The following is a 14,160-nucleotide window of genomic DNA, read 5'->3' on the forward strand; positions in this document are numbered from 1 at the left end:
TTTGACTCTCAAGAGGAATTAAAAGAAGAATTATTGCAATATCTATACTATTACAATCATGAAAGACCGCATCAGGGAATTGATGGAAAAACACCAATTGATATGAAAAATCTGTTACCGAAATAAATGACTTTTACAATTCCGACGGAGGAGGAATCTTCGCAAGTAACTCCACAAAGTATGAAGTATTCGCAATAAAAGAAAAATCTTACTTTTGTTAAAAAACATTTACTTTAGCGAAATGCAATTTTCAGAAGGTTATCATACATATTACATCTATATCATCACAAACAAGTACAAAACTGTATTTTATACAGGAGTAACAAATAATTTAAGGCTTCGTTTAAGCCAACATGCTGAAAACATAACTGCTAGCAATAAAACGTTTGCTTCAAAATATAAAACAGAATTTCTTTTATACTATGAAAAATTTACTTGGATTCAAGAAGCTATTAAACGTGAGAAAGAAATAAAGGGTTGGTCTAGAGATAAAAAATTAGAATTAATTAAAACTATTAATCCTGATTTAGATTTTTTAAATTATTTATTTTCTTAAAATTGGCGAAATACTTTGTTGAGCTACTTACGAAGATTCTTCGTTCCTCAGAATGACAAGACTGCGGCTAATGGGCGCTTTTGCTTTACGGAGCTACTTACGAAGATTCCTCGTTCCTCGGAATGACAAAAATGAGATTAAAAAGAGGCCACTTACTTTCAAACCTGACATTTATCAGGTTTTGGCAGGAAATATTTTTTTTCATTTGTCTCTATTTTAATCCGAATACAAATGACAAAAAAAAATCTGCATACTTTTCATATTCCGGTAATGGGATTGGCCTATACGATAGACAGCCCAATAAGAGTCGCGCAGTACGGAATTTCATCAGTTGTTGCTTTGGCCGATGATGATTTGATTGAAAAGATGCGTAATTTTTACAGCACTAAATTCAACATTCCATACGAAGAAATCACTCAAAAATTTCACGATTATCGTGCTGAAAGAATTACCTCTTATTTAAATTTAGTCGATAAAATTGTAAAAGAGAAATTCGAAAATTTTAAAACAGAATTGGCAGAAAGCAAAACGTCTTTAGAAAACTTTATGTCAATGTTGCCTAATACTTCTGATATTAAAAAAGGATTTCAGAATTTACTGGACGATGGAATTGCTTTTAAGGAAAACATTCAGAATTATATTGAATCGCATCTTTTTCCTGGAGAGATTGACGTCAATATCATGACGAAATTAGACAAAGATAATTTTATCAAAAACGAACAGCTTCCTACCGAATTTAATGATGCTCATGCCGCTTTAAGAGGTTTTGCCAATAGTAATCTGGAATCTTCGGTGGTGCTTTCTGCTGGAATGAATCCGAGATTGTTCGGTTATTTCGAAAACTTCAAAGATTTTTTCCCAGATGAAAATAATTTTCTGAGAAAAAAAATTATCCTAAAAGTAAGCGATTTTAGATCGGCAATGATTCAAGGAAATTTTTTAGCAAAAAAAGGGCTTTGGGTTTCAGAATACCGAATTGAGTCAGGATTGAACTGCGGCGGACATGCCTTTGCTACCGATGGCCTTTTATTGGGCAGTATTTTAGAGGAATTCAAGGAGAAAAAAGAGCAATTGATACAATCTGCCCACGAATTAATGATTAAGGCTTTACAGGCAAAAAATATGGCTTGTCCTGAAAAACCTTTAGAATTGAAAATTACCGTTCAAGGCGGAGTTGGAACAGCAGCAGAACATGAATTTTTATTAGATAAATACAATGTTGATTCTATTGGTTGGGGTTCTCCTTTTTTATTGGTTCCCGAAGCTACTTCTGTAGACCAAGAAACCCGTAATTTATTGATGAATGCCAAAGAAGATGATTTTTACCTAAGTAATATTTCACCTTTGGGAGTTCCGTTTAATACGTTGAAAGGAACCACGAATGAATTTTTTAAGCAAAAGCGAATTCATGAAAATAAAGCAGGAAGTTCCTGCCCAAAGAAATTTTTAGCCTTAAGCAAAGAATACGATCCACACGGAATTTGTACAGCTTCAAAAAAATATCAGGATATTAAATTGGAAGAATTAGAAGCAAAAAAAGATGCTTTATCTGCCGATGAATTTGAAAAATGTAAAATCAAAATTACCGAAAAGTCATGTTTGTGTGTTGGTTTAGCCAATGCTTCTTATCTGGAAAATGATATTAAAATAAAAGGTCAGGCACAAGGCGTAGTCATTTGCCCTGGACCAAACTTAGCTTATTTTGATCAAGAAGTCTCTTTAAAAGACATGATCCAGCATATTTATCAAGGCAAATCGGTTATTAGAACAGAACGTCCAAACTTATTTATAAAAGAGCTTAAAATGTATGTGGAGTATTTTAGAAATGAAATTCAATCTCTTTCTGGAGAACTTACAGCTGCTCAGCTAAAAAAATGGAATACTTTTAAATCGAATCTGTTGGATGGAATTGAGTATTATAAAAATTTATTTGAATCGACGATGCCCTTTAAAGGTGACCTAAATCAACTCGATTCTTGTAAATCAGAATTAGTTGGTATTAAAATTCCCGTTTCAGAGTTGGTTTAAAATTGAAAACCCCAAATGTGGTCACATTTGGGGTTTGTTTTTATTTTATAGATATACTATTCTTTCTTTTTATTCTTGCTGTCAATAACAGCTCCAGTTCCAGTTCCTACCGCAGCTCCGGCTAATCCGCCAATAATAGCGCCTTCACCTTTTTTCTTACTGACAATTGCTCCTGTTGCAGCACCAACTCCAGCACCAATTACGGCACCTTTAGCGGTTGCACTCCAACCTTTCTTTTTAGCTGTTGCGGCTGGCGCAGCTGTTGTTCCGTCTTGCTGATGCACTACAACAACTTTCTCTTTCTGAGCTTCTTTCTGAGCCTCGATCTTTTCTGCATTTATTTTAGCCATTTCAGTCTTCATCGAATCGATAACACGCTGTTTGTTAATCTCAACTTTCATTGAATCAATGCTGGCTTGTTTAGCTTTATTTATATCTTCTTTGCTTTGTTGCTGGCAAGAAGTTAAAAATATCACGGTCAATAATATATATAAGCCTTTCATGATCTAAATTTTAAAAATTACACATTACAAATTACGAAATATCTGCTATAACAGTTGTTACAGAATTTTTTTGAAAGATTATAAAATTTGAGGGGACAGAGTGGCAAAGTGACAAAGGTGCAAAGTTTTATCCCTAGACTTTTTATGCCACAGATTGAAAAGATTAAAAGGATTTTTTTTCTGCTGAATCTGCTAAATCTGCGGGAGAAATTATTTCTCGCAGATTTTTGTTTTTCTAGATAATAATCTCGCAAAGACGCTAAGTCGCAAAGTTTTAATTTGAATTGCCTCCTGCTTTAGCTGGAGGTAAAATTAAGAAATACCGAAAAGGCTTTAGCCAAACTTTGCTGTTTGGGCTAAAGCCTGATTTGTAACATAAAAAAAACCTCCAGCTAAAGCTGGAGGCAATTGATATCTTTATAAAAATTCTCAGATCAAAAAAAATCCTTTTAATCCTTTTATCCCGGTAGCAATCGGGAGTGGCAAAAAAACTTTGTTCCTTTGCAACTCTGCAACTTTGCAACTTAAAAAACTTACTTTCCTAAAATTCCTTTTTTCAGAATTTGTCCGAAATCGTACATGTCTTCATAAGAGCAATACAACGGAACTGGAGCCAAGCGAATTACGTTTGGTTCGCGCCAATCAGTAATAACTCCATTTTTCATTAAATAGTCAAACAAAGCTCTTCCTTCTCCGTGTAAAAATACAGATAACTGAGAAGCTCTTTCTTCTGGATTTGTAGGCGTTATAATTTCAAAAGTACTATCGACTTCTTTATCAATTTCATGAAGAATAAATTCCAGATAAGAAGTAATATGATCACGCTTTTTGATTAAAGCATCCATTCCAACTTCGGCAAACATTTCTACAGAAGCTAAATAAGGCGCCAGCGAAAGAACGGGAAGATTACTAATCTGCCATCCGTCTGCTCCATGAACGGGATCAAAAGTAGGTTCCATTTTAAAACGACGTTCTTTATTGTGTCCCCACCATCCCGCAAATCTTGGAAGATCTGAATTATGATGTTTTTCGTGAACAAAACAGCCCGAAGCATTTCCTGGACCTGAATTCATATATTTGTAACTGCACCAAGCAGCAAAATCGACATTCCAATCGTGCAGTTCTAATTTGATATTTCCAGCTGCGTGCGCTAAATCCCAGCCCACTTTTGCTCCAGCTTTTTGTCCAGCAGCAGTTATGGTTTTAATATCAAAAACTTGCCCTGTATAATAATTTACTCCACCTATTAATACTAAAGCCAATTCATCGCCAACTTCTTCGATTTTGGCTAAAACATCTTCTAAACGAATATTGTGTTCTCCTTCTCTGCGCTTAATTTCTACAATAGCATCTTCAGCTTTGTATCCGTGAAAATTCACCTGACTCTGAAACATATACTGATCTGACGGGAAAGCTTTTTCTTCGCAGATAATTTTGTAACGTTTTCCTTTTGGCTGATAAAAAGAAACCATCAACAAGTGAAGATTTACCGTCAAAGTATTCATAACCGTAACTTCTGATGGAAGCGCACCTACGATTTTACTCAACGGTTCTGCAAATCTTTCCTGATAATCCCACCACGGTTTTTCAGCATAAAAATGACCTTCAACAGCTAGTTCTGCCCAGTCGTTCATTACTTCGTCAATGTAGGCTTTGGTGCGTTTTGGCTGTAATCCTAGAGAGTTTCCTGTAAAATAAATTACTCTTTTATCATTTACTTTAGGGAAAATAAATTCGTCTTGATACTTATTTAATGCGTCTTGCGAATCAAGCTCTCGTGCAAATTCGCGTGTATTTTGAAAAGTCATTGTTTTTTGTTTTGTGTGCTAAAATAACAAATTTTGTTTGTTTTGTTTCAGGTTTAATGTTTCAAGTTGAAATGCTTTGTGTTTTTTACCGCAAAGTCCGCAAGGATTTTTTATCAAACTGAACGTTTACAAACGTTAATAAGTTCGCAAAGCTTTGCGTTCTTTTTCATTTTGCAAACACAAACCGAGTAAAAAAAATCCTTGCGAACTTTGCGGTTAAATTTCACAACGAACTTGAAACAAATAAAAACGAAAAAACCCGACAGGTCTTGAAAACTTGTCGGGTCTTTTTTTATGATAAATGCTAATTATAGAATCAACATTGCGTCTCCGTAAGAATAGAATTTGTATCCTTCTTTGATCGCTTCTTCGTATGCTTTTTTCATTAAATCGTGTCCACAGAAAGCAGAAATCATCATTAACAATGTTGATTTTGGTGTGTGGAAGTTTGTAATCATACAGTTTGCAATACTGAAATCGTGAGGAGGGAAAATGAATTTATTTGTCCATCCTTCGTATGGATTTAAAGTGTTTGCAGAAGAAACCGAACTTTCAATTGCACGCATAGAAGTTGTTCCTACAGCACAAATACGTTTTTTCTTTGCTTTTCCTTCGTTTACGATATCACAAGCTTTTTGAGTAATGATCAATTCCTCAGAATCCATTTTGTGTTTTGATAAATCTTCTACCTCAACTGGGTTAAAAGTTCCTAAACCTACGTGTAAAGTTACCTCAGCAAAATTTACTCCTTTGATTTCTAATTTTTTCAAAAGGTGTTTAGAGAAGTGTAAACCTGCAGTTGGCGCTGCTACTGCTCCTTCTTCTTTTGCATAAATAGTTTGGTATCTTTCAGCATCTTCAGCAGTTACTTCTCTGTTGATGTATTTAGGAATTGGAGTCTCTCCAAGTTCTGTCAATTTGTTTCTGAATTCTTCGTAAGATCCGTCATATAAGAAACGTAAAGTTCTACCACGAGAAGTTGTATTGTCGATTACCTCAGCAACTAACGAATCGTCATCACCAAAATAAAGTTTGTTACCAATACGGATTTTTCTAGCTGGGTCTACTAAAACGTCCCAAAGTCTTTGCTCAGAATTTAATTCTCTTAATAAGAAAACCTCAATTCTAGCTCCTGTTTTTTCTTTGTTTCCATACAAACGCGCAGGGAAAACTTTTGTATTATTAAGAATTAAAACGTCTCCGTCATCAAAATAGTTGATAACGTCTTTAAACATTTTATGTTCGATAGTGTTTTTTTTACGGTCAATTACCATTAAGCGAGATTCGTCTCTGTTTTCTGCTGGGAATTCAGCCAAAAGTTCTTTCGGTAAGTTGAAATTGAAGTGTGATAATTTCATATTTGAATTATAGATTTTAGCGTGTAGATTTTAGATTTGTATATCTAAAATTTTAAATCGGTTGCAAATATACGATTGTGAGATAGGCGTTGTCAAGTGTTTTGCCTTTTATTTTCAAAAGTCCTTGATTTACTGAGGTTTCAGATTGACTTTTTTAAACCATATAAGTGATATAAGTTCATTTTAAACTAGAACTATAATTCGGCTAAAGCCAAAAAATGATGCTAAAAAAATACCTCCAGTTAAAACTGGAGGCAATTGATATTAAGCTTATTCAGCCAGTTAAGCTAAAAATGAACTTATATGGCTTATATGGTTCAAAAAAAAATTAAATTTCTTCAATTTGAAAATTTAATGCTTTTAAGTCATTCCAGAAATCTGGGTATGATTTTGAAACCACTTCTGCATCGTCAATGATAATAGGTACTTTAATCGCAAGCGGCGCAAATGCCATTGCCATACGGTGATCATTATAAGTTGCAATATGAATGTCGTGATTAATATTTTCTGAACGCACTAAAGTCAAACTGTCATTAGTCACCGAAATATTAGCGCCCAATTTAGTAAGCTCATTTCTTAGAGCTTCTAAACGATCTGTTTCTTTAATTTTTAAAGTATGAAGCCCTGTTAAATGGCATCCGATTCCTAAACCTAAACACGTTACTACAATAGTCTGAGCAATATCTGGCGTATTATTCAATTCAAAATTTACATCTTCGTAATTGAATCCAGAAACTTTTTTCAAAGTCATTTTATTGTTTTCGAAAGTGGTCTTTACTCCCATTTTCGCGTAAAGCGAAACCAATTCAGAATCTCCCTGAAGACTGTTTTCTTTATAACTGCTCAAAGTGATTTTTGCCGCATCTGATAAAGCTACAAGACTGAAGAAATAAGAGGCAGAACTCCAATCTGATTCGACTACCATCTCTTTGGTTTCAACTGAAGTTTTTGGATAAACTTTAATTACGTTTCCTTCAAAACTAGTCTGAATATCTAAATCAGCTAGCAAAGCTAAAGTCATTTTGATATACGGAATTGAAGTAATTTCGCCTTCTAAAGTTAGCTCTAAACCATTGTCTAATTTTGAAGCTACTAGTAAAAGTGCTGAAATATATTGGCTGCTCACATTTGCTGCCAGAGTTACTTTTGAAGCAGTAACTTTTTTTCCTTTAATTCTAATTGGCGGGTAACCTTCATTTTTTTCGTATGAAATCTCAACACCTAATTGTGCTAAAGCTTCAACCAAAATTTTAATCGGACGTTCCTGCATTCTGCTCGAACCTGTCAGAACCACTTCTCTGCCTTCGTTAACCGAAAAATAAGCCGTAAGAAAACGCATTGCCGTTCCTGCGTGGTGAATGTCTACAATTTCATCATTTCCAGCAAGAGCTTTCTGCATTACTTCGCTATCATCTGAGTTTGATGTATTGGCTAAAGTAATATTTGGGAATAATGCTTTTAGTAACAATAAACGGTTCGTTTCACTTTTAGAACCGGTAATATTTAGTTGCGAATCATCAATGGTGAATGGTGAATTCGTGCTTAATTTTAAATTCATTTTTTTAATTGTAAGTTGTGAATTATGAATTATGAATGATTAGAAGCATAATTCAGCCCCGCAATTTACCAATCCCCATTCATAATTCAAAATTCAAAACTCATAATTCAAAACTTATGAGTGATATTTCACAATTATTTCAATTTATCATTGTTTTTGTGACGATCTTTATCTCTAACCGATTTTAGATCCATTTTTTTATCAAAAGCAGCTTGCAAATCGATTCCTGTCTGATTTGCCAAACATAAAACTACGAAAACAACATCCGCCAATTCTTCTCCTAAATCTTTGTTTTTATCGCTTTCTTTTTCAGATTGTTCTCCGTAACGGCGGGCAATAATCCTTGCCACTTCTCCAACTTCTTCTGTTAGTTGTGCCATATTGGTCAATTCGTTAAAATAACGAACGCCGTGTTCTTTTATCCAAGTATCTACGTCAAGTTGTGCATTTTTCAAGTTCATCTTCTATGTCTTTTTTAGAATTATTTTATTGTTTTGAATTTCGATTATTTTCTGAAAAAAATCTCTAATCATATCGTAATCATCGGTCGGAAAAATAGCTTTGCTGATTTCCTGAGTAACTATAATTTGTATCTGGCTTTCATCTGCCATCGTGTTCATGGTGTACGAAGCCGCTTTATCTTCCATTACAATTCTTAATGGAGTTGGCACCGATTCTACCTTATAACCATCTGGTATTTTCAAAAATAGATTATACTTTCTTTGTTCTGGATAACCAAAGTAAATTGGCATTTGCCTTTTTTCTAATTTAAAAGGATTGCTTCCGTAAGTAAAAAACAGCAGTGGATTGAGCACTATTTTGTCTCCAATTATGTCATAGGCTTTATTGGAACTAAATGTGATTTTTTCAAAAACAGGTTTCGATAAATTGCTGTTTTGATTTTCAATTTTATAATCTTCTATTTCAATTCCTCCAAAATCATTTTCCAATCTTTCGATGTTGCTTTCATTGGCTTTACCTCCATAATTTTCTCTAAAAGAAAGTGCTTGATAATCTGTTTTCTGTAGAGATAAAGTTCCGTTAAGCTGAGCTGTTTCTGGCGACAATGACACTTTTATGGTATTGATGCGTTTTGAAAAACTTGTCGGAATCAATTCAATTTCTTTAGAAAAACCATCGCTTTTAATTAGTCGACCTTTCCAGTTTAAAACGTTTAACGGAAGAATATTTGGAATAGTAAATTTATTAGATGCATCCATTAAAATCTGCTCTCCGTCAATTTCGGCTGCAGCAATTACATAATTAAAAACGGTACGGTTAGGAAATAACGGAATTCCATTTTCGGTCGTGCTTACCAAAACAGGATTTGCTTCAATTTTGGCCGACTTTAACATGGCAATCAGCAATAGATTTATTTCAGCCACATTCCCTGCTTGTTCTTGGTAAGCTTTTTTAACTCCCTTAACCGTATAATAACCTCTCTTTTTATCCCAATTCATTCTGTTCTGAACAAATTTAAAAATGGTATCCATACGTTGTTTTGGAGAATTTGTGTTTTGCAGGAGTTTCTTCAAATCTTCTTCAAAAAAACTTCTTTCGGATAATTCCTTTCCAAATTCAGCGTCTTTGTAAGTAGTGGATGCCAGTCCTTCCCAGGTTTTAGTATAATCTACGACTGGCTTATCTGGAAATCTTTTTAGTTCTAGTTCATTTTGAATTGAACCTCTATAGTTGTCTATATTATCAATAAAGCTTTCTTCTTTTAATGCAGGAACGTCTTTTCCGGTATATAAGCTTCGAATTTGCTTGTAATTGCTAGCGTAAATCTGTTTGATATTCTCTACCTCTCCGCTCATTTCTGGTTTTATGTTGCCAACAATAAGCGTTTTATAAATAAAGAATTCTGGAATTTCAGATTTATATTCAAAATAATTGACTGGAATATCATACTGAAATTCAAAATCAGGAAGACGAACCAAGTTTTCAGATTTTAAAACATATTTAAATTCTATAACAGATCCTTCTTTTACATTAGGAAGCGTGATTGAGGCAACGTTCCAATATTGATTTACTTTATTATTAAAATTGCCATCGCTTTTCATTTTTGTTTTTACGATTTCTCCGTTTACGAGATTGTATGTTACAGCGTCTGAAAAGGAGACTTTATCGTCTCTTAAGTTCTCGTATCCTACGTAATAAGATACTTTTTGAGTTGCCCAGCTTAATCCTTCTTTTTTATAAATTTTAATTCTGAATTCGTAAACATGATTGGCAATAAAACCATTTTCTTCTGTATAAGTAAAATAGGTTCTTCCTTTTTTAAATAAAATGGCCGCTGGCGCAAAAGTATCTTTAGGGTTTTCTTTTTCCTGTAATTCCTGAATGGTTACTTTTCCCAATTCAAAATTTTGAGCGTTAATTCCAGAAGTAAAAAGAATCAGAAAAAGAAAAATGGCAAGCGGACGAAAATTCATTTTATCATATTTTTTTTAGAACAATTTTTTCATTTTGGCTTACAATCATTTTCTGAAAAAACTCTTTTATCATTCCGTAATCCTCAGCTGCAAAAATACTATTGTTGATTTCTTTTTGGCTTATAATTTGAATTTTGTTTTCTGAAACTGAAAAATTTAAAATAAACGACATCTTTTTGTCTTCTGAAGAGATTTTAACCGGTTTTGGCATCGATTCTACTGTATAACCTTGTGGAATTTCGACATTAAAAGTAAATCTTTCCAAATTTTTATACCCAAAATAAACTGGCATAACTCTATTTTCCTGATTGAATGGATTTTTCGTTTGTGTGAAAAACAATAACGGATTTACAAAGATCTTTCCTCCAATAATATCTGAACGGCTGTCTGAAGCAAAAGTAAAAGTTTCTATAACCGACTGATCTAAATTTGATTTCTGATTCTCTATTTTATAATTTGAAATCGTCAATCCTCCCAATTTATTCTCAAATTTTTCCAGATAAGAATCCTCCGTTTTAGCATTGTTTTCTTCTCTAAAGCTGTACGCATCATAATCTGTTCGCTGCACCCTCGCCTGACCATTCATTTTTCCGTCAGGATCCACTTTAACCATAAGAGTATAAATTTCTTTAGATTGTGATGCAGGATCTAATTCTATTTCTTGCGAACTGCCATCTTTCTTAACCAATCTTCCTTTCCAGTTTAATACATTTAATGGTAAAATGTTAGGAGAAGTAAGTTTATGCGTTGCATCCAAAAGGATTCTTTTTCCATCAATATCTGCTGCAACTATTACATAATTAAATCCTGTTCTTGTGGGATAAACCGGAAGTCCGTTCTGGATTGTACTTACCAAAACAGGATTTGCTTCTATACCAGCCGCACGAAGCATATTGATCAAAATAAAATTAATTTCTGCAACATTCCCCGTTTGATCTTTATAAGCTTTTACAACTCCTTTTTCTGTATGACAGCTATTAATTTCATTCCAGTTCATTCGATTCTTAACATACGTAAAAATCAGATTCAATCTTTCATTTTTATCTTCTACGTTTGTCAATAATTTATTGAGATCATCTGTAAACAAAGAGGCTTCATTAAGCTGTTTGCCAAAACTCTCGTCTTTAAAAATTGTTTGTGCAACGCCCTCCCATGTCAAACTGTAATCTTTAACAGGCTGATCTGGCATACGAACTCTTTCTAGTTCCTGCTGAATACTGCCTCGATAATTTTCAAGATTATTGATATACGGTTCCTCTTTTAACGCAGGAACATCTTTTCCTTCATAAAAGGTTTCAATTTGTTTGTAGCTAAAGGAACTGGTCTGACTGTAAGCATTGTCAAAACTCTGACTAGCACTTGTAAATTTAGATTCCGTTGTAAGCGGAATTTCTCCAATTAAAATTGGCTTATAAATAAAAAATTCTGGAATTTGTGTCTTGTAATAAAAATAGTCGACAGGAATGTCAAACTGAATATCAAAATCTGGAAATTTTATAAGATTTTCCGATTTTAAAACATATTTGTACTCAATAATAGAACCCACTTTTACATTTGGCAATGTAATGGTCTTTTCTTTCCAGTATTTATTGATTTTGGTTTTAAATTCTCCTTGATTATTTAGTTTAGTTTTTACAATGTTTCCGTTTTCCAAATTATACGTAACCGCATCTGAAAACTCTAAACGGTCTTCATTTAACTTTTCGTATCCAATATAAAAACGCACTCTCTGGTCTGCCCAGCTCAAACCTTCTTTCTTGTAAATTTTGATTTTTACCTCGCAGACATGGTTGGCATAAAATCCAACATCCTTGTTATAACCAAAATAAGTCCTTCCCTTTTTAAATAAGATAGCAGCGGGCGCGCTGCTATCTTTAGGATGAACTTTCTCATTTAATTCTGAAATTGTTACTTTGCCCAATTCATATTTTTGAGCTTGAATAGTTATTGTACTTCCCAAAAGGGCAGTACAAATTAGGAGAAATCTCAACATAATTTAAATACGTTTTAAAACGATTTTTTCGGTTTGTTTTGCGATCATTTCTTTGTAGTAATCTTTTAGAATTACGTATTGTTCTTTAGACACTATAGGCGAATTAATTTGATGTGACACTAATAATTGTAGCGTATTATCAATGACTGCAATGTTATATCTAAAAACTCCTAAATCTTCGTCCATCGCGACTACTCCTCCAACAGGAATTGTTTCTAGCGCATAACCTTCAGGAATTCGTATGCTAATATTGTATTTTTCTAAAAAAGGAAATCCAAAATCGACAGGATATTCTCTTGTTTCCTGCTTAAAAGGATTTTTTGTATTAGCAAAAAAGAGCATTGGCTTAATATATATTTTGTCTCCTATTAATTCACAAAAATTGGTGCTTGTAAACGAAAAGCTTTCTACAGCTGGCAACAAAACATCTTTTTCATTTGATCTGCTATAATCGCTTATTTCGATTTTACCATATTTATTTTCGAGATCGTCGAGATAGGCGTCTTCTTTCGTTTTTTCAAAATTATTTCTGCAGTCCATTGCTTTGTGCTCTGTGTACTGGCATCTTACTTTTCCTTTTATTCTGCCTCCAGCTTCGATAGTATAATCTATTGCAACATTATCTGCTGCAAACTTTTTAGGAGCCAAATCAATGCTTTCTGAAGTTCCGTCTTTACGAATTAATCTTCCTATCCAATTTAAATCTCTTAAAGGAAGTACGTTTGGAGCAGAGAAAGGATCTGTCGCATCGAGCAGTATCATTTCGTCTCCTGATTCAACAGCTGCAATCACATAATTGAAAGCATTTAGATTCGGAAAAAAAGCAATTCCGTTTGAACGGGTACTAATCAAAACAGGATTTGCTTTAAGTTTCGCCTCTCGAAGCATTGCGGTAAGCATTAAATTAATATCTGCACTATTTCCTATTTTTTCTTTGTAAGCTTTACGAACTCCTTTTTCGCAAGAATAGCCAGCATGCTGATTCCATTTTACATTTGATTTCACATATTCTAAAATCGCAGTAATTTTCGCATTAGCTGCTGTTTTTCCTTCCAATAATACTTTAAGATCTTCTTCAAAATAGCCCGATTTATTTAATTCTGTCCCGAAGGAATCAAAATCATAAATAGTTTTGGCAACACTTGTCCAGTCTGATGACAATGTCTTATAAAACTGTCCAGGAACAGAAATTCTTTCTAACTCAATAGTAATTCCTGTTCTGTAATTGTCAATATTATTTACAAAAGCTTCTTCTTTCATTGCTGGCAGATTCTGAAAAACATAACTTGTTTCTGTAGCAATATAATTGTAAGTGTTAGCCACTTTCGAAGTTATTTTGGGCGCAAAAAAACCTTTCAGATTTTTTTTAAACACAAAAGCATCTGGAAAAATGGTTTTAAGCTCAGAATAATTGACTGGGATATTTTCTTGAAAATTCCAATTGTAAAGAGTAGAGAAACCACCTTCTTCGGTGTACTGAAATTCAATAATGGAACCTTCTTTTACTTCTGGAAAAGCTATTTTTTTAATCCAGTAACTGGTATTGTTTTTTTCGATAAACTCATTTTCAGGTTTGAGTTTTGTCTTTACAATTTTTCCGTCAACTAAATTATAAGTAAAGGCACTCACTATATGTACATAACTTAGTTTTCCTGCCGCAAAATAAATTGCAATATTTGACAAATAATAGCCTTCGCTTTTATAAATCTTAATTTTCTTAGTGGTCGTCTTTTGAGAGTTTCCATTACTACTAAGATTTAAAGCGATATTACTATACAAAATAGCCGCCGCCGAAGTTGAATCTTTTGGATGCCTTTTTTCTTCCAGCTGTGCTATTGTAACATTTCCTAAAGAAGCATTTTGTGCAATTCCTTTCAGAAATGCACAAAACAAAAAGATAGAAATTATAAAATTTCTCATC

Annotated in this window: 11 protein-coding genes; 3 read left to right on the plus strand and 8 right to left on the minus strand. The window is 33.5% G+C overall.

Translation table 11 applies throughout. The features are described from left to right. The 3 genes from Q9Q97_RS23255 to Q9Q97_RS00010 form a co-directional block, all read left to right on the plus strand. The coding region (locus tag Q9Q97_RS23255) for an integrase core domain-containing protein (protein ID WP_371878203.1) at positions 1-126 on the plus strand (126 nt) is incomplete at its 5' end. Between the two features lie 115 nt (positions 127-241). After that, on the plus strand, positions 242-556 hold the full coding sequence (locus tag Q9Q97_RS00005) for a GIY-YIG nuclease family protein (protein ID WP_306154836.1): 315 nt from the start codon (positions 242-244) through the stop codon (positions 554-556). Positions 557-787: 231 nt separating this feature from the next. Continuing rightward, entirely contained in the window at positions 788-2,584 is a 1,797-nt protein-coding gene (locus Q9Q97_RS00010; protein WP_306153158.1) for a hypothetical protein, read from the plus strand. 56 nt (positions 2,585-2,640) lie between these two features. Here Q9Q97_RS00010 and Q9Q97_RS00015 read toward each other — a convergent pair whose 3' ends face one another. From Q9Q97_RS00015 to Q9Q97_RS00050, 8 genes are all read right to left on the minus strand, one after another. Next, a complete protein-coding gene (locus Q9Q97_RS00015) occupies positions 2,641-3,087 on the minus strand; it encodes a YMGG-like glycine zipper-containing protein (protein ID WP_306153160.1) in 447 nt (148 codons plus the stop codon). A gap of 533 nt (positions 3,088-3,620) precedes the next feature. After that, positions 3,621-4,895: a kynureninase gene (kynU, locus tag Q9Q97_RS00020; protein WP_306153162.1), complete on the minus strand. Its 1,275-nt coding sequence runs from the start codon at positions 4,893-4,895 to the stop codon at positions 3,621-3,623. A 308-nt stretch (positions 4,896-5,203) separates the two neighbouring features. Then, a complete protein-coding gene (gene queA, locus Q9Q97_RS00025) occupies positions 5,204-6,253 on the minus strand; it encodes a tRNA preQ1(34) S-adenosylmethionine ribosyltransferase-isomerase QueA (protein WP_306153164.1) in 1,050 nt (349 codons plus the stop codon). Positions 6,254-6,581: 328 nt separating this feature from the next. Next, a complete protein-coding gene (gene aroA, locus Q9Q97_RS00030; protein WP_306153166.1) occupies positions 6,582-7,811 on the minus strand; it encodes a 3-phosphoshikimate 1-carboxyvinyltransferase in 1,230 nt (409 codons plus the stop codon). Positions 7,812-7,945: 134 nt separating this feature from the next. Next, positions 7,946-8,272, minus strand: a complete 327-nt coding sequence (locus tag Q9Q97_RS00035) for a nucleotide pyrophosphohydrolase (protein WP_007811153.1) — start codon at positions 8,270-8,272, stop codon at positions 7,946-7,948. Between the two features lie 3 nt (positions 8,273-8,275). Next, positions 8,276-10,246 carry a transglutaminase domain-containing protein gene (locus tag Q9Q97_RS00040; protein ID WP_306153172.1) on the minus strand — a complete coding sequence of 657 codons (1,971 nt, stop codon included), beginning with the start codon at positions 10,244-10,246 and terminating at the stop codon, positions 8,276-8,278. Positions 10,247-10,250: 4 nt separating this feature from the next. Further along, the gene (locus tag Q9Q97_RS00045) at positions 10,251-12,239 is read right to left on the minus strand and encodes a DUF3857 domain-containing protein (protein WP_306153174.1); all 1,989 of its coding nucleotides are present in this window, start codon (positions 12,237-12,239) and stop codon (positions 10,251-10,253) included. A gap of 3 nt (positions 12,240-12,242) precedes the next feature. Beyond that, the gene (locus tag Q9Q97_RS00050) at positions 12,243-14,159 is read right to left on the minus strand and encodes a DUF3857 domain-containing protein (RefSeq protein WP_306153176.1); all 1,917 of its coding nucleotides are present in this window, start codon (positions 14,157-14,159) and stop codon (positions 12,243-12,245) included. Position 14,160 lies beyond the last annotated feature (1 nt).

Source organism: Flavobacterium sp. DG2-3 (genome assembly GCF_030730925.1).
In the GTDB taxonomy this organism is placed as follows: domain Bacteria; phylum Bacteroidota; class Bacteroidia; order Flavobacteriales; family Flavobacteriaceae; genus Flavobacterium.

Excerpts from the sequence above, each read along its gene's own strand:
- Q9Q97_RS00005 (WP_306154836.1), top strand. The coding sequence starts at position 242 with ATGCAATTTTCAGAAGGTTATCATACATATTACATCTATATCATCACA.
- Q9Q97_RS00010 (WP_306153158.1), top strand. The coding sequence starts at position 788 with ATGACAAAAAAAAATCTGCATACTTTTCATATTCCGGTAATGGGATTG.
- Q9Q97_RS00015 (WP_306153160.1), bottom strand. The coding sequence starts at position 3,087 with ATGAAAGGCTTATATATATTATTGACCGTGATATTTTTAACTTCTTGC.
- kynU (WP_306153162.1), bottom strand. The coding sequence starts at position 4,895 with ATGACTTTTCAAAATACACGCGAATTTGCACGAGAGCTTGATTCGCAA.
- queA (WP_306153164.1), bottom strand. The coding sequence starts at position 6,253 with ATGAAATTATCACACTTCAATTTCAACTTACCGAAAGAACTTTTGGCT.
- aroA (WP_306153166.1), bottom strand. The coding sequence starts at position 7,811 with ATGAATTTAAAATTAAGCACGAATTCACCATTCACCATTGATGATTCG.
- Q9Q97_RS00035 (WP_007811153.1), bottom strand. The coding sequence starts at position 8,272 with ATGAACTTGAAAAATGCACAACTTGACGTAGATACTTGGATAAAAGAA.
- Q9Q97_RS00040 (WP_306153172.1), bottom strand. The coding sequence starts at position 10,246 with ATGAATTTTCGTCCGCTTGCCATTTTTCTTTTTCTGATTCTTTTTACT.
- Q9Q97_RS00045 (WP_306153174.1), bottom strand. The coding sequence starts at position 12,239 with ATGTTGAGATTTCTCCTAATTTGTACTGCCCTTTTGGGAAGTACAATA.
- Q9Q97_RS00050 (WP_306153176.1), bottom strand. The coding sequence starts at position 14,159 with ATGAGAAATTTTATAATTTCTATCTTTTTGTTTTGTGCATTTCTGAAA.